15 protein-coding genes and 1 riboswitch are annotated in these 21,543 nt (G+C 65.5%); of the genes, 5 read left to right on the plus strand and 10 right to left on the minus strand.

From position 1 onward, the window contains the following. Window positions 1-40 precede the first annotated feature (40 nt). Window positions 41-262: a hypothetical protein gene (locus AVHM3334_RS03740; RefSeq protein WP_284409773.1), complete on the minus strand. Its 222-nt coding sequence runs from the start codon at window positions 260-262 to the stop codon at window positions 41-43. A 305-nt stretch (window positions 263-567) separates the two neighbouring features. On the opposite strand from AVHM3334_RS03740, the gene AVHM3334_RS03745 reads away from it, so the two are divergent. Continuing rightward, a complete protein-coding gene (locus tag AVHM3334_RS03745; protein WP_284409776.1) occupies window positions 568-2,703 on the plus strand; it encodes a D-(-)-3-hydroxybutyrate oligomer hydrolase in 2,136 nt (711 codons plus the stop codon). An 80-nt stretch (window positions 2,704-2,783) separates the two neighbouring features. On the opposite strand, the gene cysC is transcribed toward AVHM3334_RS03745, so the two are convergent. Both cysC and hemH read right to left on the minus strand, forming a co-directional pair. Next, the gene (cysC, locus tag AVHM3334_RS03750) at window positions 2,784-3,410 is read right to left on the minus strand and encodes an adenylyl-sulfate kinase (protein WP_284409777.1); all 627 of its coding nucleotides are present in this window, start codon (window positions 3,408-3,410) and stop codon (window positions 2,784-2,786) included. A gap of 226 nt (window positions 3,411-3,636) precedes the next feature. Then, window positions 3,637-4,731 carry a ferrochelatase gene (gene hemH / locus AVHM3334_RS03755; protein ID WP_284409779.1) on the minus strand — a complete coding sequence of 365 codons (1,095 nt, stop codon included), beginning with the start codon at window positions 4,729-4,731 and terminating at the stop codon, window positions 3,637-3,639. A gap of 73 nt (window positions 4,732-4,804) precedes the next feature. On the opposite strand from hemH, the gene AVHM3334_RS03760 reads away from it, so the two are divergent. Then, window positions 4,805-5,497, plus strand: coding sequence for an HAD family hydrolase (locus AVHM3334_RS03760; protein ID WP_284409781.1), 693 nt, complete (start codon window positions 4,805-4,807; stop codon window positions 5,495-5,497). Window positions 5,498-5,973: 476 nt separating this feature from the next. Here the strand turns inward: AVHM3334_RS03760 and AVHM3334_RS03765 are convergent, their stop codons facing one another. Together AVHM3334_RS03765 and AVHM3334_RS03770 are read right to left on the minus strand one after the other, a co-directional pair. Continuing rightward, on the minus strand, window positions 5,974-6,783 hold the full coding sequence (locus AVHM3334_RS03765) for an alpha/beta fold hydrolase (protein ID WP_284409782.1): 810 nt from the start codon (window positions 6,781-6,783) through the stop codon (window positions 5,974-5,976). Further along, complete coding sequence (locus AVHM3334_RS03770; RefSeq protein WP_284409785.1) at window positions 6,783-8,093, minus strand: O-acetylhomoserine aminocarboxypropyltransferase; 1,311 nt, start codon at window positions 8,091-8,093, stop codon at window positions 6,783-6,785. Before AVHM3334_RS03770 ends, AVHM3334_RS03765 begins: the two co-directional genes overlap by 1 nt. A gap of 96 nt (window positions 8,094-8,189) precedes the next feature. Here AVHM3334_RS03770 and AVHM3334_RS03775 point away from each other — a divergent pair, with 96 nt between their 5' ends. Together AVHM3334_RS03775 and aroC are read left to right on the plus strand one after the other, a co-directional pair. Beyond that, on the plus strand, window positions 8,190-8,645 hold the full coding sequence (locus AVHM3334_RS03775; RefSeq protein ID WP_284409786.1) for a CBS domain-containing protein: 456 nt from the start codon (window positions 8,190-8,192) through the stop codon (window positions 8,643-8,645). 130 nt (window positions 8,646-8,775) lie between these two features. Further along, window positions 8,776-9,873, plus strand: a complete 1,098-nt coding sequence (gene aroC / locus AVHM3334_RS03780) for a chorismate synthase (protein WP_284409788.1) — start codon at window positions 8,776-8,778, stop codon at window positions 9,871-9,873. A gap of 53 nt (window positions 9,874-9,926) precedes the next feature. On the opposite strand, the gene AVHM3334_RS03785 is transcribed toward aroC, so the two are convergent. From AVHM3334_RS03785 to AVHM3334_RS03805, 5 genes are all read right to left on the minus strand, one after another. Next, complete coding sequence (locus AVHM3334_RS03785) at window positions 9,927-11,333, minus strand: hypothetical protein (protein ID WP_284409790.1); 1,407 nt, start codon at window positions 11,331-11,333, stop codon at window positions 9,927-9,929. A gap of 274 nt (window positions 11,334-11,607) precedes the next feature. After that, the gene (locus AVHM3334_RS03790) at window positions 11,608-13,950 is read right to left on the minus strand and encodes a hypothetical protein (RefSeq protein WP_284409791.1); all 2,343 of its coding nucleotides are present in this window, start codon (window positions 13,948-13,950) and stop codon (window positions 11,608-11,610) included. Window positions 13,951-14,164: 214 nt separating this feature from the next. Continuing rightward, complete coding sequence (gene nrdR, locus AVHM3334_RS03795) at window positions 14,165-14,614, minus strand: transcriptional regulator NrdR (protein ID WP_284409792.1); 450 nt, start codon at window positions 14,612-14,614, stop codon at window positions 14,165-14,167. 105 nt (window positions 14,615-14,719) lie between these two features. After that, window positions 14,720-15,964, minus strand: coding sequence for a serine hydroxymethyltransferase (gene glyA, locus AVHM3334_RS03800; RefSeq protein ID WP_284409794.1), 1,245 nt, complete (start codon window positions 15,962-15,964; stop codon window positions 14,720-14,722). Between the two features lie 35 nt (window positions 15,965-15,999). Continuing rightward, a riboswitch (ZMP/ZTP riboswitch) is annotated at window positions 16,000-16,153 on the minus strand. Between the two features lie 68 nt (window positions 16,154-16,221). Continuing rightward, a complete protein-coding gene (locus AVHM3334_RS03805) occupies window positions 16,222-17,091 on the minus strand; it encodes a lytic transglycosylase domain-containing protein (RefSeq protein WP_284409796.1) in 870 nt (289 codons plus the stop codon). Between the two features lie 568 nt (window positions 17,092-17,659). Between AVHM3334_RS03805 and AVHM3334_RS03810 the strand changes: the two genes are divergently transcribed. Further along, the gene (locus AVHM3334_RS03810; protein ID WP_284409798.1) at window positions 17,660-21,541 is read left to right on the plus strand and encodes a DUF748 domain-containing protein; all 3,882 of its coding nucleotides are present in this window, start codon (window positions 17,660-17,662) and stop codon (window positions 21,539-21,541) included. The last annotated feature ends 2 nt before the right edge of the window (window positions 21,542-21,543 follow it).

Consider the following 21,543-nt stretch of genomic DNA (forward strand, 5'->3'; position numbering starts at 1 on the left):
CAGCGCGGCATGGCGCCGGGGCGGGACGCGGCAGGGCGCTTCAGCGCCGGCCGGCGCGGCGACGCAGGCCGAACCACGCCATCACGGCCACCGGCAGGCCCAGGGCGATCCAGGACCACACGTCTCCCCACCCGTCGTCGCTCACGAGGGCGCTCAGCAGCCCGGTCGCAGTCAGCAGGCCCAGCGCGATCGGCCAGCCCCACAGGGGAAGAAAGCCGCCCGGGGTGGGGCGAAGGTGGGCCGGGGGTTCGGAAGGGGGCATGGGCGGGGCGCAATCAGGAGGGCGATGGCGGACGAAGCCGCCGCGCGAGGCCAGCGGGGCGCAGCGAACGCCCCGGGGACGGACCCCGGGGCTCCCCACCAGGGCGCTGTTTTGCAAGGCCGCGATTTTAAATGATATTGCGAATGGTTCGCATTGTTTTTGGATCGAATTCCTCACCGTGGCATGATCCGCGCTGGAAAAGTTGCAACGCCTTGTGGTGCCGCGCCATTGGCAACACCCCTGAGAGCGCATTGCATACTCCCCACGACAATTTCATTCCGTTTCCCCGCTGCAGGAGATTCCCCATGCGTCCGATCATTCCTCGCGCCATCGCCCTGGCCGCCCTGACCGCCGCCCTCCTGGCCGCTTGCGGCGGCGGTGGCGGCAACACCGTCGATTTCGATTTCAACGTGCGCCCGTCCTACCTGGCCAGCGTGCGCCAGGCAACCTATGACGGCGTGGACGACGATCTGCTGACCGCCGGCCTGGGCCGCACCGGCTTGGCCGACCCCGATGCCCCGGGCTACGAGGGCTCCCAGCCCACGGCCGCCGAGATGCGGCGCAACGCCATCTATACCAATTACCGCGCCCTGCTGGACATGACGGCCGCAGGCGGCTACGGCACGCTCTACGGCCCCAACGTGGACGCACAGGGCCGCGTGACGGTGGGCGAGGGCAAGATCGCCGGCACTGAAACCATCGCCTATTACGACGACGGCTCGGGCCGCCAGAACGTCACGCTGATGGTGCAGGTGCCCGACACCTTCAATCCCGCCAGGCCGTGCATCATCACCGCCACGGCCTCGGGCTCGCGCGGCATCTACGGCGGCATGTCCACGGGCGAATGGGGCCTGAAGCGCGGCTGCGCGGTGGCCTATACCGACAAGGGGACCGGCGCCGCCCCGCACGACCTGCAGGCAGACACCGTGCCGCTGATCGACGGCACCCGCGCTTCGGCCACCTCGGCCGGCACCAGCGCCGCATTCAACGCCGGGCTCTCGGCCGCCGACCTGGCCGCGTTCAACACCGCCACCCCCAACCGCTTCGCCTTCAAGCACGCGCACTCCGGCCAGAACCCGGAAAAAGACTGGGGCCTGGCCACGCTGCGGGCGGTGGAAATGGGCTTTTACGTGATCAACGAACGCTTCGGTGATCTGTCGCCGGGCGGGCAGCGGCTGCGCACCTTCAAGCCATCCAACACCATCGTCATCGCCTCCAGCCTGTCCAACGGTGGCGCCGCCGCCATCGCGGCGGCCGAGCAGGACACACAGGGCCTGATCGGCGGCGTGGCCGTCTCCGAACCCGCGGTGGAACTGCCCGCCAACCCCGGCGTCACGGTGCGCCGCGGCAATGCGGACGTGGCGGTCAACAGCCGCACGCTCATCGACTACACCACCTACGCACAGCTGTACCAGGCCTGCGCCGCGCTGGCGCCCTCCATCAGCGACAGCCCCTATGCGAGCACGTTTGCGATCGGCTTCGCCAGCCCATCGCTGCCCATCGCCTCCAACCGGTGCGAAGCGCTGCGCGCGCAGGGCCTCATCACCGGCGGCAGCACCGTGGCGCTGGCCGAGCAGGCGCTGGCCCGCATGCGCGCCTACGGCTGGGAGGCCGAATCGGTCGCGCAGTACCCAGCGCTCGCCGGCTTCGAAGTCGTGCCTGCCGTGGCGGTGACGTTCGCGAATGCGCTCTCCCGCTCCAGCGTGAAGGACAACCTGTGCGGCTACAGCTTCGCGGCGACCACGGCGCAGGGCGCGGTGACGCCGCTGGCGCCTGCAGCGCTGGCCGACATGTTCGCCACCGGCAACGGCGTGCCGCCTTCGGCCGGCGTTCAACTGGTCAACAACCGCAGCCTGGGCGGCCCCGCGCGCGATGTGCTGTCGCAGAACGCGGCCGGTGTGCGCAACTGGAACCTGGAAGGCGCGCTGTGCCTGCGCAACCTGATCACCGGCAGCGACGACGCGGCCCGCAGGCTGCAGGCCGGCGTGGACGAAACCCGCCGCAGCGGCAACCTGCGCGGCAAGCCGGCCATCATCGTGCACGGCCGCTCGGATGCCCTGCTGCCCGTCAACCACACCTCGCGCCCCTACGCTGCGCTGAACCGCCGCGTGGAAGGCTCCACCAGCCGCCTGCGCTACATCGAGGTGACGAATGCCCAGCATTTCGACAGCTTCATCGGCCTGACCGGCGCACTGCCGGGCTTCGACTCGCGCTACATCCCGCTGCATGTCTATATGAACCGTGCGCTCGACGCCATGTACGACCACCTGGCCAACGGCACCGCGTTGCCCGCCAGCCAGGTGGTGCGCACCGTGCCCCGTGGCGGCACGCCGGGCAGCGCACCCGCCATCACGGCGGCCAACGTTCCGGCCATCGCGGCCACCCCTGTGAGCGGCAATGCCATCAACATCACCAGCGGTGCGATCGCCGTGCCGGAGTGACGCGAGCGAACTTCGCTGCCGGGTCAGACCAAGGATTCACGGCGGTTTGCTATTAAATTGATAGCTATATGCCGTGGATTTTATTGCGCTTGAGGCCTTTTTGGCCTTGATCCGGTAGCCGGCCGGTCGGCGCTCAGGCCGCCGGATACGGCGGCAGGCCGGCATCTGGCCCGGCGTGCGCGGGGCCCCTGCGTGCGCCAAAGCGCTTCGACGCATTCCCGCACCGACACGCCGGTCGTGTCGATCTTGAGGTCGGCGTCCCAGGGCTCTTCGTACGTCGCTCCGACGCCGGTGAAGCCCGGCAGGCAGCCGGCGCGGGCACTGGCGTACAGGCCCTTGGGATCGCGGGCCTCGCAGACGGACAGCGGGGTGCGCACCCACACCACGCGGCAACGGTCTTTTCCGACGATCTGCCGCACCCGCTGGCGGTCTTCGTCGTGCGGGGAGATCAACGCCGCCACCACCCACAGGCCCGCATCGTTGAAGAGGCGCGCGACTTCGGCCGTGCGGCGGATGTTTTCGCTGCGGTCGGCCGGTGTGAAGCCCAGCGACGCATTCAGCCCGTTGCGCAGCGCGTCGCCATCGAGCACGGTGCAGGCCGTGCCATGCGACTTGAGCCGCTGGGCGAACGCATTCGCCAAGGTGGTCTTGCCGGCGCCGGACAGGCCGGTGAGCCAGACGGTTTTGGGATGGGAAGAAAGGTTCATGCCGGTCTATTCGGTCCGGCGGCACGCAGGCGACCGCTTTGGCTTTAACGTGGCGGCGGAATGCGTTGCCACGGCACTCGGCTTTCTGCGCCCGCCGATGGGCTCGTCAGGGGCTTGAAGCTGCGAATTTTTCCACGGATCGCACCGCGCCTCCGTAGCGAATGGTGTCCGTGGTGGGTTCACTTCGCAGCACAGGGAGCGAGCGGCGTCGGGATCCGATCTTCCTTCAGGGCTGGTCCCAGCCTTGAAGATGCTGCTGCGCGATCTGGCTCAGGCCCGTGATCCACGCGTTGTCGTCGTTCATGCACGGGATATAGCGAAACTCCTTGCCGCCGGCGTGCAGGAAGGCTTCGCGCGCCTCCTGGTTGATTTCTTCCAGCGTTTCGAGGCAGTCGCACGGAAAGCCCGGGCACATCACATCCACGCTGCGCGTGCCGGCCTGGGCCATCTCGATGAGCGTGGGCTCGGTGTAGGGCTCCAGCCAGCGTGCCTTGCCGAAGCGGGACTGAAAGGTCACCCGGTACGCATCGGGCGACAGCCCCAGCGCCTGAGCCACCAGAGTGGCCGTGGTCAGGCATTCCTGCTGGTAGGGGTCGCCCAACTGCACGTTGCGCGCGGGAATGCCGTGAAAGCTCATCACCAGCTGCTCGGCCCGGCTGCCTTCACGCTTCCAGTGCGCGCGCACGCTCTGCGCCAGCGCGTTGATGTAGCCCGGATGGGCGTGGTAGCTGTTCACGAAACGAAACTCCAGCAGACGGCGCTGGCGGCCCGCCCACGTGTACACGTCGTCCGCCACGCTGGCGGTGGTGGTGGACGAATACTGCGGATACAGCGGCAGCACCAGCACCCGTTCGACGCCTTCGGCCTGCAGGGCGTCGAGCTGCGAGGCGATGGAAGGCTGCCCGTAGCGCATCGCATGGCGCACCGGCACGCCCAGGCCGGCCTCGCCCAGCCAGCCGCGCAGCAGCGTGGCCTGCTTGGCCGTCCACACCGCGAGCGGGGAGCCTTCGGGCATCCAGACGCTGGCGTACTTGGCGGCTGACTTGGCGGGGCGGATGCGCAGGATGATTCCGTGCAGGATGGGCAGCCAGGCGGCGCGCGGGATTTCGACCACGCGCGGGTCGCCCAGAAACTGCGCCAGGTACCGGCGCAGCGCCGGTGCGGTGGGCGCCTCGGGCGTGCCCAGGTTGCACAGCAGCACTGCCGCGCGCGGCACGCCGATCGTGCCGGCGTTGCGCTGGTGGGGGGTGTTCGATGCCTGGGGTGAAGCCGGGGCAGAGGGGAAAGGGGAGGCCAGGGGCGCTGAGGTGGGGGTCGGCATGCCCGCATTGTGGCAAAGGGCGCGCACCGGCTGAGCGGGCCGCTGGCGAAACCCCTGCGCTATCCTCGCCGGCATGCTCGACACCCAACGCATCCGTGCCGTCACCCTCGACCTGGACGACACGCTCTGGCCCATCTGGCCCACCATCGCACGCGCCCAGGCCGCGCTCTGCGCCTGGCTGCAGGACCGGGCGCCCGCCACCGCGGCGCTGGTAGCCGACCCCGAAGCCTCGGCCGTGCTGCGCAGCGAGATCGTGCAGGCGCACCCTGAGCTGTCGCACGACCTGAGCGCACTGCGCCGCGAAAGCATCCGCGCCGCGCTGCGCCGATCGGGCGACGATGCAGCGTTGGCCGACGGGGCCTTCGACGTCTTCTTCGCTGAGCGCCAGCGCGTGGAGCTGTACGACGACGCCATCGCGGCGCTGGAGTTTCTGGCGGTGCGCTATCCGCTGGCCGCGCTGTCCAACGGCAATGCCGATCTCGATCTGATCGGGATCGGCCAGTACTTTCAGGCCCGCATCAGCGCGCGCGAGTTCGGCACCGCCAAGCCGGACCCGCGCATCTTCCAAGCTGCGGCCCAAGCGCTGGGCGTGCCGCCCGACAGCGTGCTGCACGTGGGCGACGACGCCACGCTGGACGCGCACGGTGCCCTGGGGGCAGGCATGCAGGCGGTGTGGATCAATCGGGCCGAAGCGGCCTGGCCGCACGAAGGCGAGCCGCACGCCACGGTGCCCGATCTCACCGAACTGTGCCGCCTGCTGGCGTGACGGCCGCGCTCGCCACCCTTCGAAAGAGTGGGCCTGCGATGGGATCTGCCGGAAATCGTTTCCCGACCAAAAACCCGGGCGGCACGCAAGTGCAGACCTCCGGTGGCTGGACGTCCTTCGGGGCGGAGTTGAAGGAATACCGACTCGCGTCCCATCCCGATGGCGGATGTGTCGTCGCCGCCAGAACCTGCGCCGGCAGCGGCTGCAACCTCGGCGTCGCCAGGTTCGACGCCAATGGCGCCCTCGACGCATCCTTTGGCGACAAAGGCATCGAGCGCGTGGCGCTGTCCGCCAACTACCGCCTCAAATCCTTCTTCGTCCAGAGCGACGAAGGCATGAGGGCCTTTGGCGCCATCGAGGAAGGTGCGGCAGCGGGCACCGATGCCCGCCGGTTCCGTGCGGTGGCTCGTGATCAGCTCCTAGGAAGACAGCGCGCGCAACCTGGTGCTGAACCGCGTGCAATTCGTGACGCCGCTCTAGGCAGCGAGGAAGTCCCGGATCGCGAACAACGTGGCGTCCGGCGCCTCCGTCATCTGGTGGTGGCCGACCGGCAGGCTCACCACCTGCACCGCCTTGCCGGCCGCCCGCGCCGCCGCGATCAGGCCCTGAGCCGCCTTCGGGTTCGTCATCTGGTCCTGCGCGCCCAGGGCGAACAGCACCGGGCAGGCGATCTGCGCGATGGCGGCCTCGCCGCCCGCATAGCGGTCGCAGGCCAGGAAACCGCGGTGGAACACGTTCACGGCCGGGTTGCTGCGCAGCACGCGGCGGCCCAGGGCCATGCCGGCGCCATAGGCCCAAAAGCCCGCGCCCGAAGGCGATGCGAGCGTGCTTCGCGAGAACACGTTCACCATGCGCAGCGCCTTCTCGGGCGTGTTCAGGGCCGACTCGATGAGGGCGGAGGACACCTTCATCGGGTAGGCGGTGCCCACCAGCACCAGATGCGTCACGCGGTCCTGCAGGCGGGCGGCGGTTTCCAGCGCGATGAGCGATCCCCAGCTGTGCCCGACCAGTGCGGCGCGCGCCACGCCGGCCGCATCCAGCAGCGCGGCGATGAAGCCGGCGGCCTGCTCGACGCTTTCGGGCGCATCGCCCTCGCTGCGGCAGTGGCCGGGCAGGTCCACTGCCAGCACGTTCCAGCCATGGTTGGCGAAGTAGCGGCTTTGCAGCGCCCATACGCTGTGGTCGTTGAGCACGCCGTGAATGAAGACGACGGTCGGCTTGGCCGCATCGAATGCTTTGCCGCCGGTGTAGCAATAGCTGCGGTGGCCGTTGACGGTGATGTGCATCACGCACCTGCCTTTTCTGCGGCTTTCAGCGCGCGTTGAAGGTCGTCGATGAGGTCGTCCGCATCTTCCAGGCCGATCGACAGGCGGATCGTGCCTTGCGAAATGCCGGCCTTTGCCAGCGCCTCGTCGCTCATGCGAAAGTGCGTGGTGCTGGCCGGATGGATCACCAGGCTGCGGCAGTCGCCCACGTTGGCCAGATGGCTGAAGACCTTCAGGGTGTCGATGAATTGCTTGCCCTGGGCGCGGTTGCCCTTGAGATCGAAGCTGAACACCGATCCCGCGCCGCGCGGCAGCAGCTTTTGCGCCAGCGCATGGCTCGCGTGCGATTCGAGCAGCGGGTGCCCCACGCGCGAGACGAAGGCATGGCTGGCCAGGAACTCCACCACCTTCTGCGTGTTGCGCATGTGTCGCTCCATGCGCAGCGGCAGCGTCTCGATTCCCTGCAGGATCAGCCACGCCGTGTGCGGGCTCATGCAGGCGCCGAAGTCGCGCAGGCCCTCGCGCCGCGCGCGCAGCAAAAAGGCGCCCACCGTGCTCTCCTCGGTGAACACCATGTTGTGAAAGCCGTCGTAGGGCTGCGTCAGTTCGGCGAAGCGCCCCGCCGTGCGCGGGCCCTCCCAATCGAAGCTGCCGCCGTCCACCACGATGCCGCCGATCACGGTGCCGTGGCCCGACAGGAATTTGGTGGCCGAGTGATACACCAGATCCGCCCCGTGCTCGAAGGGGCGCATGAGCCATGGTGAGGTGAGGGTGGAATCGACCAGCAGCGGCACGCCGGCCTCGTGGGCGATGGCAGACACGGTGGGAATGTCCAGCACGTCCAGGCCGGGGTTGCCCACGGTCTCGCCGAAGAACAGGCGTGTGTTGGGCCGCGCCGCGGCGCGCCAGCCGTCGATGTCGCCCGGTGCGACGAAGGTGGTCTCGATGCCGAAGCGCGCCAGCGTGTATTGCAGCAGGTTCTGCGATCCGCCGTACAGCGCGGTGCTGGCCACGATGTGGCTGCCCGCGCCCATCAGGGTGCAGATCGCCAGGTGCAGCGCGGCCTGGCCGCTGGCCACGGCGATGGCGCCTACGCCGCCTTCCAGCGCCGCCACGCGCTGCTCCAGCACGGCATTGGTGGGGTTGCTGATGCGGCTGTAGACGTGGCCCGGGCGTTCGAGGTTGAACAGCGCGGCCGCGTGGTCGCTCGACTCGAACACGAACGACGTCGTGAGGTGGATGGGGACGGCGCGCGCGCCTGTCGCAGGGTCGGGCGAGGCGCCCGCGTGCAGCGCCAGTGTGTCGAAGCCAGGGTCTGAGTAACCGGGCATCCGTGTCTCCTGGGGTGTGTTGTTGGCGGGACATTGTGGGCTATATTGCGCAGGATCCAGCCCAGCAGCGCCTCGCAGCGCACCACGGAGACCCCCATGAAAGTCAGCGATATCCTTCGCGTCAAAGGCAACACCCTCTACACCGTCAACGCCGACGAACCGCTGGCCCAGGCCGTCGAAATCATGTCCGAAAAGGACATCGGCTCCCTCGTGGTGATGGACCTCGGCGATCTGGTCGGCATGCTCACCTTCCGCGAAGTGATCCAGGCGGTCGTGAAGAACGGCGGCGCCGTCGGCACCTTGCTCGTGCGCACGGCCATGGACGATGCCCCGCTCACCTGCACGCTCGAAACCGACATGGACGAAGTGCGCCGCATGATGCTCAATCGCCACGCCCGCTACATGCCGGTCATGGACAAGAAAATGCTCATGGGCGTGATCAGCTTCTACGACGTGGCCAAGGCCGTGGTGGACGCCCAGAACTTCGAGAACAAGATGCTCAAGGCCTACATCCGTGACTGGCCCGAAGAAGACGCCCGCCCGGCGGTCTGATCGCTCCCTTCAAGCCAAACAGGCCCCATGCCGGGGTATCGATTGCCTGGATTGCTATGTTTTTAATAGCATTCGGCGCGGGGTGGGATGGACCGTGCCGGGTCGCAAGGCTCTGTGATAATCGCGCCCCATGAGCGGCAACACACTCGGTACCCTATTCGCAGTCACCAACTTCGGTGAATCCCACGGCCCGGCCATCGGCTGCGTGATCGACGGCTGCCCGCCCGGCATGCCGCTGTCGGAGGCCGATATCCAGGCCGACCTGGACCGCCGCCGCCCCGGCACCAGCCGCCATGTCACCCAGCGCAACGAGGCCGATGCGGTCGAAATCCTCTCCGGCGTGTACGAAGGCAAGACCACCGGCACCCCCATCGCCTTGCTGATCCGCAACACCGACCAGCGCAGCAAGGACTACTCCAACATCGCCGAGAGCTTTCGCCCCGGCCACGCCGACTACACCTACTGGCACAAGTTCGGCATCCGCGATCCACGCGGTGGCGGGCGCTCGTCGGCCCGGCTCACCGCGCCCACGGTGGCGGCCGGTGCGGTCGCCAAGAAATGGTTGTCCGAGAAATACGGCGTGCGCTTTCGTGCCTGCATGACCCAGATCGGCGAGCTGGAGATTCCGTTCGAAAGCTGGGACCACGTGCCGCTGAACCCGTTCTTCGCGCCGGTCGCCGATGTGTCGGCCTACGAGGACTACATGGACGCGCTGCGCAAGTCGGGCGACTCCTGCGGCGCGCGCATTCGCGTGCAGGCCACGGGCGTGCCGGTCGGGCTGGGCGAGCCGCTCTACGACAAGCTGGACGCCGACATCGCCCACGCGATGATGGGCCTGAACGCGGTCAAGGGGGTGGAGATCGGGGCGGGCTTTGCCAGCGTCGCGCAGCGCGGCACCACGCATGGCGACTCGCTCACGCCTCGGGGCTTCGCCAGCAACAACGCGGGCGGTGTGCTCGGAGGCATCAGCACCGGCCAGGACATCGAGGTGTCGCTCGCGATCAAGCCGACCAGTTCCATCATCAGCCCGCGCGAATCCATCGACGTGCATGGTCAGAGCACCGAAGTCATCACCAAGGGGCGCCACGACCCGTGCGTGGGCATCCGCGCCGCGCCCATCGCCGAAGCCCTGCTGGCACTGGTCATCATGGACCACGCGCTGCGCCACCGCGGCCAGTGCGGCGACGTCGAGCCGGCCGTGCCGCCGATCCAGGCGTCGTTTCTTTAAAGCGCCTCTATCACGCAGCGGTCCAAACGCAGTGGTAGCAGCGGGGCGGCGTTCTATAAAACCACATCGGCAGCCCGTGCCTCAGCGCCTGCCGGTGCTTGAGCCACTGCGTAACCACTCAAGCTGGTGGTGATCCGTTCGTGCAGGCGTCGTAGCGTTTTTTCGCTATTGCCGTCGGCCTGTGCGAGGACATTGAGCGTATGGGCCTTTACCAGCTTGTAGTCAGCGGGGGGCAGTACGCTCGCCAGCCAGGCGAATTGCACTTCAATGGCGCAATCATTGGCTTTTTGTGGCGGCATGCTCTGCTCACTCAACAGCGGGGCGGAGCCATGTGGGCCGGCGTTGGCAAGCCAAGACAGCAAAGGAGTGCCCGCAGCGCTTTTTTCCCAAAGGTCAAGCCACGGCTTTGGCAGATTCTCTGCTGGAGCCATGCTTTCATCGCCGAATGTCTCCAGAGCCGCCGCCGCATCGGCGATGGGCATGATCTTGAAAGCTGCCGGTGAGTAAGGTGCCAGCCCTTCGCCGAGGCTCGTGGTCCAGCCGTTGGAATTGAAGACGCTCAAGCGAACGTTGCCCCCTTCAATTCGGGTGGCGGAGATCGCCAGTGCATGCGCTTTCTCTCCTTTGCTTTGGCTAACATGCCAGAGTCGGTGTCCACCCTCCTCAAGTGACTGAAGTATTCGGTGAATTTGCTCAGCAGATTCCATGGCGTTTGACATCGAATAACGGCGGTGAACGCCATCAGCGACTTCTTGCTCTAACGTCAAGAAGATCATGCAAGACCCTTGGTCGATGGCCTGCTTGGCATGCCGGACTGCTGCGGGATCTTCGCATTGAGATTCCATCGAGGAAAGCGCGGCACTGAGTATTAGCCCGAGTTCGAAACGGCTGTACATATCCGTCCCGTCCTCACTCACGCCGGAGGCCACGTTGGCCAAGGTTTCTAGCGCTTCTTGAGGGATGCCGGGCACGGTGTCCAGCAATTTGGGGCGTACTGAGGGTACGTCGCCCGCTTCAGTTTCTTCCGCCAGCACCACTTCAATGTCGCGCGGCTCACTTTCGTTCAATGCAATGTTTTGCATGTTTTGCATGTTTTGCATGTATTCCGTGAAGCTCTCCAAAGTCAAATTTTCGACATCGAGTGCAGGCCAAGTGGATTTCCGCTCACCCAACGGACCGCTTTTGGGTAAAGGGTGGAATACCAGGCCGGCAGATGGACTGCCGCTCAAATGACCCTCACTGACCTCCCGATTTGGCCAGCGAAGCACCGCCATGCGGGGAGGCATGGTGTGCGGATGGCGACCGTCGAGGCTCGCTGATCGGGACACAATGCCCGGAGTTCCCGTCCCACTGACGATCTTGCCCGCGCCGTGCTCCACTTCCTGCTGCAAATCGTTGGAATAACGATCGAGACGAGCCGGTGAACTGAATGACCTTTGTAGCGTTACTGGATCGGGCATGGCAGGGAGTCTCTGAGGGGAGCCCGGATGGGTGAATCTTCTCCCCACCATAATTTCAGTGCCTAAGGGCTGCAAAAAAAAGCCGAAGCTGAGCGCAACCGCGCGAAAGCCGAGAGTTCCGCCGTCGTCAAACTGCGCCGATGTCAGGCTGCGAGCGAATTTTCAGTTCGCGTGCTTTGGTTGGATTGCTGCATCACCCGTGGCCGGTTCTGGCGCTGTTCGGTGTACCGCCGTTCTGGTCCAGATAGGCGGCTGCAAGCCGGTACGGTAACTTTCAGCGCGCGGCGGATGCAGGCGGCGTCCCCGATGATGGCGCACCCGGTTCTTGTGGCGTTCCCGACGCGGGCGTGGCTCGTCCTGCGGTGGTCGGTTGGCCTACCTCGCGCACTGGCGCAGGGGCCACGCTATGCCACCACCATGCTGCGGCGGCCAGCACTGCCCCCATCGCCGCCAGGCCCGCCACCAGCCACCACACCGACTGGCGCGGCTCGGCGAACGGGTCGTCCAGCAGCCGCCTTGCGTTGGCCGGCACCTTCGCCGTCTGCGACAGCGATCCCCCCAGCCGCGTATTGATGCGCATGCGCCCGTTGATGGCCCAGCCGCTCGCGTCCAGGATCGGCCCCAGGCTGCGCTGGCGCAGCTTGAGCCACGCGATCAGCATGCTCGGCCCCGAGATGGCGAGCACGATGCCGATGATGGCCAGCGGTATCCACACCCCCAGATCCACGAACTTGCCGAAGATGCCCACCAGCACTGCGCTGATGCTGCCCAGCGCCACGCCGATGGCGGCCACCGTGCCGACGTCCGTGCGGCGCATGGGATCGGCCACGGTGGAGGAGGGCGCGGCTGCGGCCGTGGCCGGCTTGAGCGGAGTGTTGGCCAGTTGCCCCGCCGTGGCGCCCAGGGATTTCTCGACCCGCGCGTCGCTGGCCGAGGCCCGCTTGGCCACCTGCTCTTCGATCATGCGCAGAAACTTCTTGTAGGGCGAGAAGAACGCCTGCCCGATGCTGGTGGGGTTTTCGATCAGCTTGGTGATGGTGGCATCCCAGTCGTGGCCCTGGCGGTCGTAGAAGACGCCGTTGCGCCCTACGAACAGAAAGTCCACATCGCCCGCAGTGAACGCGGCCACGATGCTCATCTTCTGACCCTTTCGCGTGCAGTCGCAGTAGGCCAGATAGGTCTTGGCCAGCCCAGCGAGCTTGGCGTGCTTGCCCGCATCGGCCACCTGGACCGTCAAATCGCAGCTGCGCGCATCCAGGTACAGCGTGCCCGCCTGGAAGATCGCGCCGTCGCGCTGGTAGAACGCCGAAAACGACACGAAGTTGTTCAGCAGCACGAGCAGGTCGCGCCGAAGGCGCAGCAGCTTTTCCAGGTCTGCCGTCTGCGTGTTGTGGGCCTTTTCGGCTTCGTCCTGGTCGATCAGGGCCATCACCCGTTCTCGAACGCCGCTTTCGTGCCACTGGCGGATGGCGTCGGTCTTCAATGCGCCCAGCTTCGTGGCCGGTTTGTCGGCCAGCCATTTCTGGCACGGAGCCAGAGCCTTTTGTATTTGCTGCCATTCCTCTTCGGACAGTGCCCCGGCTGCTTGGCCGAGCAGCGGCTCGGCGGCCTTTTCCCGAAACGCCTGCAACGCTTCGGCCCACGCGGGATTCACGCCGTGCGCCAGCGGCAGGGTGCCACGGGCCGTGATCGGTGCCAGGGGCAGGGCGGCTACGGCGGGGGAATCCGCATCCAGGTCGGTGCCCGACATGGCGGCGTATTCCTCGGGCGTGGGGTTGAGCGCTGCCGCCGCCCGCGGGTCATACGCTGCCAGCCGGCATCGCGCGAAGAAATCGTCGATCTTGTGGCGCACGGCGTTCAGCGCCTGCGTGGCAGCGAGCGTGCGGTCGCCCAGCGCCATGCCGGCGGTGCCGTCGCTGGCCTGCGCTGCCCAGGCGTGCAGCTTGGCCACCTCTCCGAAAAAAGCCTCGGCATGGGTGCGGTCCACCCCCTGCAAGGGCGGCGGTGTGACGCTCTTCACGGCCTTCTGCTCGATCGGCACGCTGCCATGGGTGGCAAGGATCTGTCGGATCGCCTCTGCGGCTTCCTCGTCGTCCTCGGCCGTGTCCGGGGTGATCGCACCATCTCCGTTGAACCGCATGGCGCTCAGCTGCTCGCTGCGCTCCAGCACCTGGGCGAGCGTGATGCGGGTGTCGTCCGGCTGCCCGGCGAACGCCAGGATGCGCCTGGCCTGGGCAGCCAGCGCCATACCGTCCTCGGTGGCGCCATCGATCGCCTCGAGATCCAGTGCGTCGTCGGACTGGGCAAGGGTGTCCGGATCGCGCAGCCGTGCACAGGCCCAGGCGCAGGCGGCCAGCAACTCGGGCGGGCGGATGCGTCCGTCCTTGTCCGTATCGATGAGGTCCAGCGTCCGCGGGTCGAACTCGATGCCGCGCGTCGGGCAGGCGAGGGCCACCCAGAGTTTCTGGTCCAGCTCGGCCAGATGGGCGATGTCGGCGCCGGTGCGAATGGTGACCTGGTCCACACCGCCCGCCCGAAAGAACTGCCAGGTGTGCCGGGTGTGCGAAGGTGTGCTGGCTTGGGGAGAAAGCGGGTTGTGCGTCGGCTGGGAATCCATGGGACGAAAACGATGCGCGCGTGCGCAGGCGGGCGTGGTGGCGAGGACACCGGGCGCGAAAGCGGTCCCGGCAGGCGGACCGGGCCAGTTTAGAACGCGAGGGCGAAAATGCCGCAGCCTGCCCTGTCAGACAGTGCCGCGTTTTAAGATGCTATGAATTGAATAGCTGCTTGCGCTTTTCCATCAAGCGCTGGAGGCCTGAAAGGCTTAAAAGCTATTTGCGCACTTCGTCCACGAGCGCGCGAAAGTCGTCGATGTCTTCGAAGCTGCGGTACACGCTGGCAAAGCGGATGTAAGCCACCTTGTCGAGCTTCTTCAGTTCGCGCATGACCCATTCGCCGATGTGGCCGGACAGCACTTCACGCTGCCCCAGGTTGAGCAGCTTTTCCTCGATGCGCTCGATGGCGCTGTCGATCTGTACCGTGCTGACCGGGCGTTTGCGCAGTGCCAGATTGAACGAGGCGAGCAGCTTGGCCCGCTCGTATTCGATGCGCCTGCCGTCTTTCTTGACGATGGCCGGGAAGTTCACCTCCGGGCGCTCGTACGTGGTGAAGCGCTTGTCGCAAGCACCGCACTGGCGGCGCCGGCGCACGAAGTCTCCGTCTTCGGCCACCCGCGTTTCGACCACCTGCGTCTCGGGGTGGCTGCAGAACGGGCACTTCATCGAGTGCTCCTTTCCGGCAGGCAACAGAAGCCCGGCACCCGTGGCCGCCCACCCCAGCGCTGGCGGTAGCGGGCGGTGCCGAGCGGAAAGCCGGGCATGCGGGGATCAGCCGTAGACCGGAAAGCGCGAGGTCAGTGCGTGCACCTTGGCCCGCACGGCGGCCAGATTGGCCTCGTCGCGCGGGTTGTCGAGCACGTCGGCCAGCAGGTTGGCCGTGATGCGTGTTTCCTCTTCCTTGAAGCCCCGCGTCGTGATGGCCGGCGTGCCCACGCGGATGCCGCTGGTCACCATCGGCTTTTCAGGATCGTTGGGAATCGAGTTCTTGTTGATGGTGATGTGCGCGCTGCCCAGGGCAGCTTCGGCTTCCTTGCCGGTAATGCCCTTGGCGCGCAGGTCCACCAGCATCACGTGGCTTTCGGTGCGGCCGCTCACGATGCGCAGGCCGCGGGCGATCAGCGTTTCGGCGAACACGATGGCGTTCTTGGCGACCTGTTCCTGGTAGGTCTTGAAGCCTGGCTCCAGCGCTTCCTTGAAGGCCACGGCCTTGGCCGCGATCACGTGTTCCAGCGGGCCGCCTTGCAGGCCGGGGAAGATGGCGCTGTTGATCGCCTTCTCGTGCTCGGCCTTCATCAAAATGATGCCGCCGCGCGGGCCGCGCAGGCTCTTGTGCGTTGTGGAGGTGACCACATCGGCATGCGGAACGGGATTGGGGTACTGGCCTGCCACGACCAGCCCGGCGTAGTGGGCGATGTCCACCCAGAAGATGGCTCCGATTTCCTTGGCGATCTTGGCGAAGCGCTCGAAGTCGATGCGCAGGGAATAGGCCGATGCACCGGCGATGATCAGCTTGGGCCGGTGTTCGCGGGCCTTGGCTTCCAGCGCGTCGTAATCGATCTCTTCCTTTTCGTTGAGGCCGTACGAAACGATGTTGAACCACTTGCCGCTCATGTTGAGCGGCATTCCGTGCGTGAGGTGGCCGCCTTCGGCAAGGCTCATGCCGAGAATCGTGTCGCCAGGCTTGAGGAAGGCCAGCAGCACGGCTTGGTTGGCCTGCGAACCCGAGTTGGGCTGCACGTTGGCGGCATCGGCGCCGAAGAGTTTCTTGACGCGGTCGATGGCCAGTTGCTCGACCACGTCCACGTTCTCGCAGCCGCCGTAGTAGCGCTTGCCTGGATAGCCTTCTGCGTACTTGTTGGTGAGCTGCGAGCCCTGGGCGGCCATGACGGCGGGGGACGCGTAGTTTTCGCTCGCGATCAGCTCGATGTGCTGTTCCTGGCGAACGTTTTCGGCCTGAATGGCGGCCCAGATTTCCGGGTCGGCCTGGCTGACGAGAATATTGCGTTGGTACATGTTTGGCAGTCCTATGAACTTGTGTCCCTTGAAACAAGGGCTGCCCAGGCGAACGGCGGAACGCATCGGACCTTGCAGCCCGTGCGGCACGCTCCCCAGTGGTTCACAGGGGGTAAAACCCCTGCCGGTTTCCACGTCAGCGGCGGAGTCGTTGGACTACCGCGCCTATCGCCAGTTGCGTACCCCGCGAGTGTAGCTGACCGAGCCGGGCGCTTGGGCACCCCTTTGCGAATCGATGCCGTCGCGGCATCGATTCATCAAAGGGCGGAAAGGAGCGCCAACTTGTCGGCGCTGTCCTTGGGGGTTTCTGCTTCCGCAGCCGCCTTGGCGGGAACGGTCTGGGCGGGCTGGGCAGGCCCTTGGGTCGAGAGCATGGGAGGCGCCGCAGGCACAGGCGGCTGCAGCGGCACCGACCGGCCACTGGCCACCTGGCGCAGGCGGAAGTGCTCGGCCAGCACCTTGGCCGCATATCCGCCGTCGTCGGGCAGATTGGCAGCGCCGACGTAATAGCGCAGGCCTCCTTCGAGCGAGCCTGCACGGGCAATGCATTCCTGCAGGACCTTCACACCCACCCGCAGATTGCTCACCGGGTCGAACGCCGCGAAGTGGCCACCGAAGTTCTGGTACTTGTCGGTGTGGATGTTCGTCATGACCTGCATCAGGCCCTGGGCGCCCACCGCGCTTTGCGCGAAGGGGTTGAAGCTCGATTCCACTGCCATGATCGAGAGGATGAGAGTCGGATCCAGCTTGGTCTTGCCGCCGATTTCATAAGCCTCGGCCACCAGCACCGCCAGGGGTTCCGGCGCCACGCGGTATTTTTTGCTGAGCCAGTAAGTGACGGCAGCCTGCTCCTTGGGCAACTCTTTCGGATTGCTCGCGGTGGCGCGCTCGCTGGCCTCGGGCTCGATCGGCGTGCCGATCATGGCCACCTTGCGGGACTGCAGCCAGCCCATCAGCTTTTCTTCTCCGGTCTGGCGCAGATCGGGGCGTGCCGTCAGGGTGATGACGGCAAAGGCAACTGCCAAGCCAACGAGGGCAAAGCTGCTGTGGGTGATTTCAAGAAAACCGTCGATCACATCGGATGCGAACGTTCGCACTCCGGCAACCACTTTTCCTGACGCTGTCATATAGCTTTTCCTTTCTGAGTCGAGGCCTGAGCAAGGTGGCCCACTAGGGGCCAGGCCGTGCCAGGCATCTCGCCTGGATTGGTACGCCATCAAGTCCGAAAAGTCCGCCATGGGGCGGGCAATGTGCGAACTGACTTAGCCGGTATCGGCAGCGAATGGAAGATCGTCAGCCCTGTTTTTAGGGCTCGCGGATTCTAGGAGGGCTCTTAATGCATAGTCAATACTAACAAATCGATTTGTTAGATCAATTGAATCTAAAAAAGCTGGTAGGAAACACAGATTTCCGGTTCTTTTTGGGAAGGGTGCTCAGCGATGGTTACCTTTGTGGCCGCACAAAGCTCAAGAAGGCAATCGCACTCGGCTGACCGATTGAAAATTCAGTTTGTGGCGCCCCGCGAACTTGGCTACATTGGGCTTGCCTGAGTGATTAAGGCATCGCCGGACGAAGTGAATCCGCCCTTCAAACGCATGCAGTGCGATGAAGGTGAAAGGCCCAGCTTCCAAGGCAGACCCCGGAGGCAATACCTTGTCTCCTGCCCCGTGGACGTTCAACTCCATGGTGCAAACGATGGCAAAGACCGTTGCGTCAGCCGTCAAGCCCGGTGCGGATCGACAGATCCCGCCGGGCTTTCTTTTTGCGTCCGGTTACATGTCGAGCCCATCGATTTCTGCTGGAATCGGTGATCTTCGCAATCAGAACCGGATTCCTCACGTGGCTTCGAAAGCGCTATCTCTGATCAAAACCCCGTGGGCGCGACGTTTGGCCTGGGCCGTGCTCATATGGCTGGGTGTATGGGCGCTGACCTGGTGCCTGGTGCCCGCCGGATTGCGCTACGCGCTGCAGACGAAGGCTTCGGCGCAAATCGGCCGAGAAATCTCCGTCGGGCAGATCGATTTCAAGCCCTGGACCCTTGAACTGCAAGTGCATGGCCTGAAGGTCGCCGCCGACAGTTCCGGCAAGGAGCCGTTACTGGAAATTGGTCGCCTCTATATAGATGCAGAGTTGCGGTCTTTGTGGCACCTGGCACCAGTGATCGATGCGCTCGAAATCGATGCGCCGGTGCTGCGCTTGAACCGCACGGCGGCTGGGCGCACCGACTTCGATGACCTGTTGAAGAAGCTGGCCACCCCTGCCAGCGAGCCGAGCGCCCAACCTCAGCGCTTTTCCCTCTACAACGTGATGGTTCGTGACGGTGCCATCGACTTCAACGACGTGGCGAAGGGCCAGGTCCAGACCTTGCGCGGCCTGTCTTTGAGCGTTCCCTTTCTGAGCAATCTGCCGGCTGACCAAGCGGTCAAAGTCGCACCGCACCTCGCCTTTCAACTCAATGGCACGGCATTCAATACCGGTGCGCAGAGCACGCCGTTCCTGGACAGCCGCGACACCGAGGCCACGCTGCAATTCAAAGGGCTCGATCTGCACCCATTTCTGGCCTACCTGCCGGATGACTTGCCCGCGCGCGTGGAGCAAGGCACGCTGGACGCCGATCTTCGGCTGACGTTCCAACAGCATGCAGAGCCTTCGCTCGCGCTGAGTGGAGCCTTGCAGATCCAAGGCGCGCGGCTGAGCGATCCGCAGGGCGGTCATTTGCTGGCGTTCGATGCATTGACTGCCCATCTGAAGGAATTGCAGCCCCTGCAACGCAAGGCGCATCTGGCGTCGCTGCAGTTGCGCAATCCCAGTGCAACGGTTCGGCGCAACCGAGACGGCCGATTGGCATTGCTGGCCGGCAAGGCGGCCGAGCCTGCCACCTCGTCATCCGGCAAGGCTGCCGCCCCCAATCCATCCTGGAACTTTCTGGTGGATCGTGTGGCTGTGGCGGGCGGCAAGGTCAATTGGCTGGACGAAAGCACACCGCAGCCGGCCCGTGTTTTCGCAAGCGACCTGCGCATCAACGCCACCCGCCTGGTGTTTCCCTTCGATAAGCCATTGCAGTTCGTCGCGGATGCAAAGCTGTCGTCAGAGCAGGGCGGCGATGCCGCCGCGGTGTCGTTCCAAGGGCAGGTCGGCGCGGCGTCTGGCAATGTCGCGGCTTCCGTACGCAACTGGCCGTTGGCCATGGCCCAGCCTTATCTGGCCGGCGTGATTCAGCCGAAGCTTTCCGGTATCTTGGACTCGGATCTTGGGATGGCCTGGAATGGCCCGGCGTGGGCGGCGAAGGTGGCGAAGCTGTCGGTGGATGGCGCGGAACTGGCGTGTGCGTCTGCGCGGGATTGCCCTGCAGGCGCCGCCGCCGGACTGGCTTTGCGCAACACCACGTCATTGGCTGAAGTGGGCCGCATCGAGGTGGAAGACGCTTTGGTTCAGATGCCCCTGCGTGCCGTGTCCATTCGGCGTGTGGCGGCCCTTCGACCGAAGCTGCGCCTTGATCGCGGCGCCGATGGTCGATGGATGCTGGAGCGATGGCTGGCGCAACCGCTTCCTGGCGCCACCGAAAAGGCGCCTGCACCGACCAAGTCCGGGGTGACGCAGTCTGGCGAGCCGATCTGGGGCTTGCAATTGGCCGAAGTATCGGTAGATGGCGGAATGCTGGCCTTCAACGACGCTGCGAAGGCCCAGCCGGTATCGGCTCTTTTTGATGCTTTTCAGCTGCGGGCCAAGGGTGTCGTTTGGCCTGCCACTGGCGGGGCAACGGCGTCGCCGCTGTCGATCTCCGCGTCCACGCGTCTGACGGCTGGCCGGTCCGAGCCTGGCAGCCTCTCTTATGACGGTTCTTTGCAGCTGGCACCTCTTTTGGCGCAAGGCAAGGTGCAGATCTCCCGCGTTCCGTTGCATCCGTTCGAGCCGTATGTGGACAGCCCGTTGGCGGTGGATGTCATTCGCGCGCTGGCCAGCTTCAACGGGCAGGTGCGCTATGCCGCGCAGGCCAACGGGGCAGCCGTCGGTGTGCAGGGCAATGCCTCGCTGGAGGATGTGCGGGTGCGTACTTTGGTCGCTGCTGCCCCAGCGCCGACATCCGATCCTTCCAAGGCTGCGGCACCTGCTGCGTCAACCCGTGGGGAAGAGCTGCTGAACTGGAAGACGCTGGCCTTGCAGGGTCTCGATGTCGATTTGACGCCTGGCAAGCCTGCTGCCGTGGAGGTGAAGGAAACCGCGCTGAGTGATTTTTTCGCACGCATCATCGTGCAGCCCAATGGCCGGATCAACCTGCAAGACTTGTCGCGGTCATCGCAGGGCGAAGCTGCTGCTTCAGCGAATGCAAGCGCCTCTCAGCCGGCCTCCGGTGCGTCGGAATCGTCGGCTCCCGTTCTCCGGTTCGGACCCGTAGTGCTCACCGGTGGTTCGGTCCGATTCACAGACTCGTTCGTCCGGCCCAATTACTCTGCGGATCTGAGCGATTTGAACGGGCGGCTCAGTGCCTTTGCGTCCGTGCCCCCGGGGGAGGGCAGCGAGCCCACCATGGCCGATCTGCAACTGCGCGGTCGCGCCCAGGGCTCGGCCTCTTTGGAAATCACGGGGCGCCTGAACCCCTTGGCCAAACCGCTGGCGCTGGACATCCAGGGACGAATGCGTGATCTGGAGTTGCCGCCGCTCTCGCCCTACAGCATCAAATATGCAGGCCACGGGATCGAGCGCGGCAAGCTCAGCATGGACGTGAACTATCGCGTTTTACCGGATGGGCAATTGACGGCCGGCAATAAACTCGTGTTGAACCAGTTGCGCTTTGGCGACCCGGTGGAAGGCGCACCTGCCAGTCTTCCCGTGCGGCTTGCCGTGGCGTTGCTGGCCGATCGCAACGGGGTGATCGATGTGGAGTTGCCGATCAACGGCTCGCTGAACGATCCGCAGTTTCGCCTGGGACCTGTCATCTTTCGCGCCGTTGGAAATCTGGTGATGAAAGCGATCACCTCTCCTTTTTCATTGCTGACGGGATGGATGGGCGGGAGCACTGAGCTGGATCGCGTGACTTTCGCACCAGGCAGCCCGGTGCTCGACGAAGAAGCACGCAAGGCGCTCGACAAGGTCGGGAAGGCACTCTCGGATCGACCGGGCCTCAGCATGACCGTTGCCGGGCATGCGCAATTGGATGCCGATCGCGAAGGGTGGAAGCGGGCGCAGCTGCTGTCCCGGATCATGGCCCAAAAGCGCCGCGCGGCTGCGCGGGCGGGTCAGCAGCCGTCCGGGACCGAGCTGCCGGCGCCGACTGCGCAGGAGTATTCAGACTTGCTCCAGGAGGTCTACCGCAGGGCCGATATCGCAAAACCCCGGAATCTGGTCGGAATGGCCAAAGAGCTATCCGTGCCTGAAATGGAAGCCCTGCTGCTCGCTAATATTGCCGTGCCGGACGATGCCATGAGGGAATTGGCGCAGGCGCGCGGTCTGGCAGTCCGCGACTATTTGGCCAGCAGACAGGTATCGCTGGACCGGTTGTTTGTCGGAGCCCCTAAAACCGATCCGGAAAGCCCGAACTGGGCGCCCTATGCAGAACTCTCGCTCTCAACGCGATGACT

It is taken from the genome of Acidovorax sp. SUPP3334 (assembly GCF_030159055.1).
Lineage (GTDB): Bacteria > Pseudomonadota > Gammaproteobacteria > Burkholderiales > Burkholderiaceae_C > Paracidovorax.

What these genes read in the sequence shown, in the direction of transcription:
- AVHM3334_RS03740 (WP_284409773.1), bottom strand. Translation starts at nt 262, where the DNA reads ATGCCCCCTTCCGAACCCCCGGCCCACCTTCGCCCCACCCCGGGCGGC.
- AVHM3334_RS03745 (WP_284409776.1), top strand. Translation starts at nt 568, where the DNA reads ATGCGTCCGATCATTCCTCGCGCCATCGCCCTGGCCGCCCTGACCGCC.
- cysC (WP_284409777.1), bottom strand. Translation starts at nt 3,410, where the DNA reads ATGAACCTTTCTTCCCATCCCAAAACCGTCTGGCTCACCGGCCTGTCC.
- hemH (WP_284409779.1), bottom strand. Translation starts at nt 4,731, where the DNA reads ATGCCGACCCCCACCTCAGCGCCCCTGGCCTCCCCTTTCCCCTCTGCC.
- AVHM3334_RS03760 (WP_284409781.1), top strand. Translation starts at nt 4,805, where the DNA reads ATGCTCGACACCCAACGCATCCGTGCCGTCACCCTCGACCTGGACGAC.
- AVHM3334_RS03765 (WP_284409782.1), bottom strand. Translation starts at nt 6,783, where the DNA reads ATGCACATCACCGTCAACGGCCACCGCAGCTATTGCTACACCGGCGGC.
- AVHM3334_RS03770 (WP_284409785.1), bottom strand. Translation starts at nt 8,093, where the DNA reads ATGCCCGGTTACTCAGACCCTGGCTTCGACACACTGGCGCTGCACGCG.
- AVHM3334_RS03775 (WP_284409786.1), top strand. Translation starts at nt 8,190, where the DNA reads ATGAAAGTCAGCGATATCCTTCGCGTCAAAGGCAACACCCTCTACACC.
- aroC (WP_284409788.1), top strand. Translation starts at nt 8,776, where the DNA reads ATGAGCGGCAACACACTCGGTACCCTATTCGCAGTCACCAACTTCGGT.
- AVHM3334_RS03785 (WP_284409790.1), bottom strand. Translation starts at nt 11,333, where the DNA reads ATGCCCGATCCAGTAACGCTACAAAGGTCATTCAGTTCACCGGCTCGT.
- AVHM3334_RS03790 (WP_284409791.1), bottom strand. Translation starts at nt 13,950, where the DNA reads ATGGATTCCCAGCCGACGCACAACCCGCTTTCTCCCCAAGCCAGCACA.
- nrdR (WP_284409792.1), bottom strand. Translation starts at nt 14,614, where the DNA reads ATGAAGTGCCCGTTCTGCAGCCACCCCGAGACGCAGGTGGTCGAAACG.
- glyA (WP_284409794.1), bottom strand. Translation starts at nt 15,964, where the DNA reads ATGTACCAACGCAATATTCTCGTCAGCCAGGCCGACCCGGAAATCTGG.
- AVHM3334_RS03805 (WP_284409796.1), bottom strand. Translation starts at nt 17,091, where the DNA reads ATGACAGCGTCAGGAAAAGTGGTTGCCGGAGTGCGAACGTTCGCATCC.
- AVHM3334_RS03810 (WP_284409798.1), top strand. Translation starts at nt 17,660, where the DNA reads ATGGCAAAGACCGTTGCGTCAGCCGTCAAGCCCGGTGCGGATCGACAG.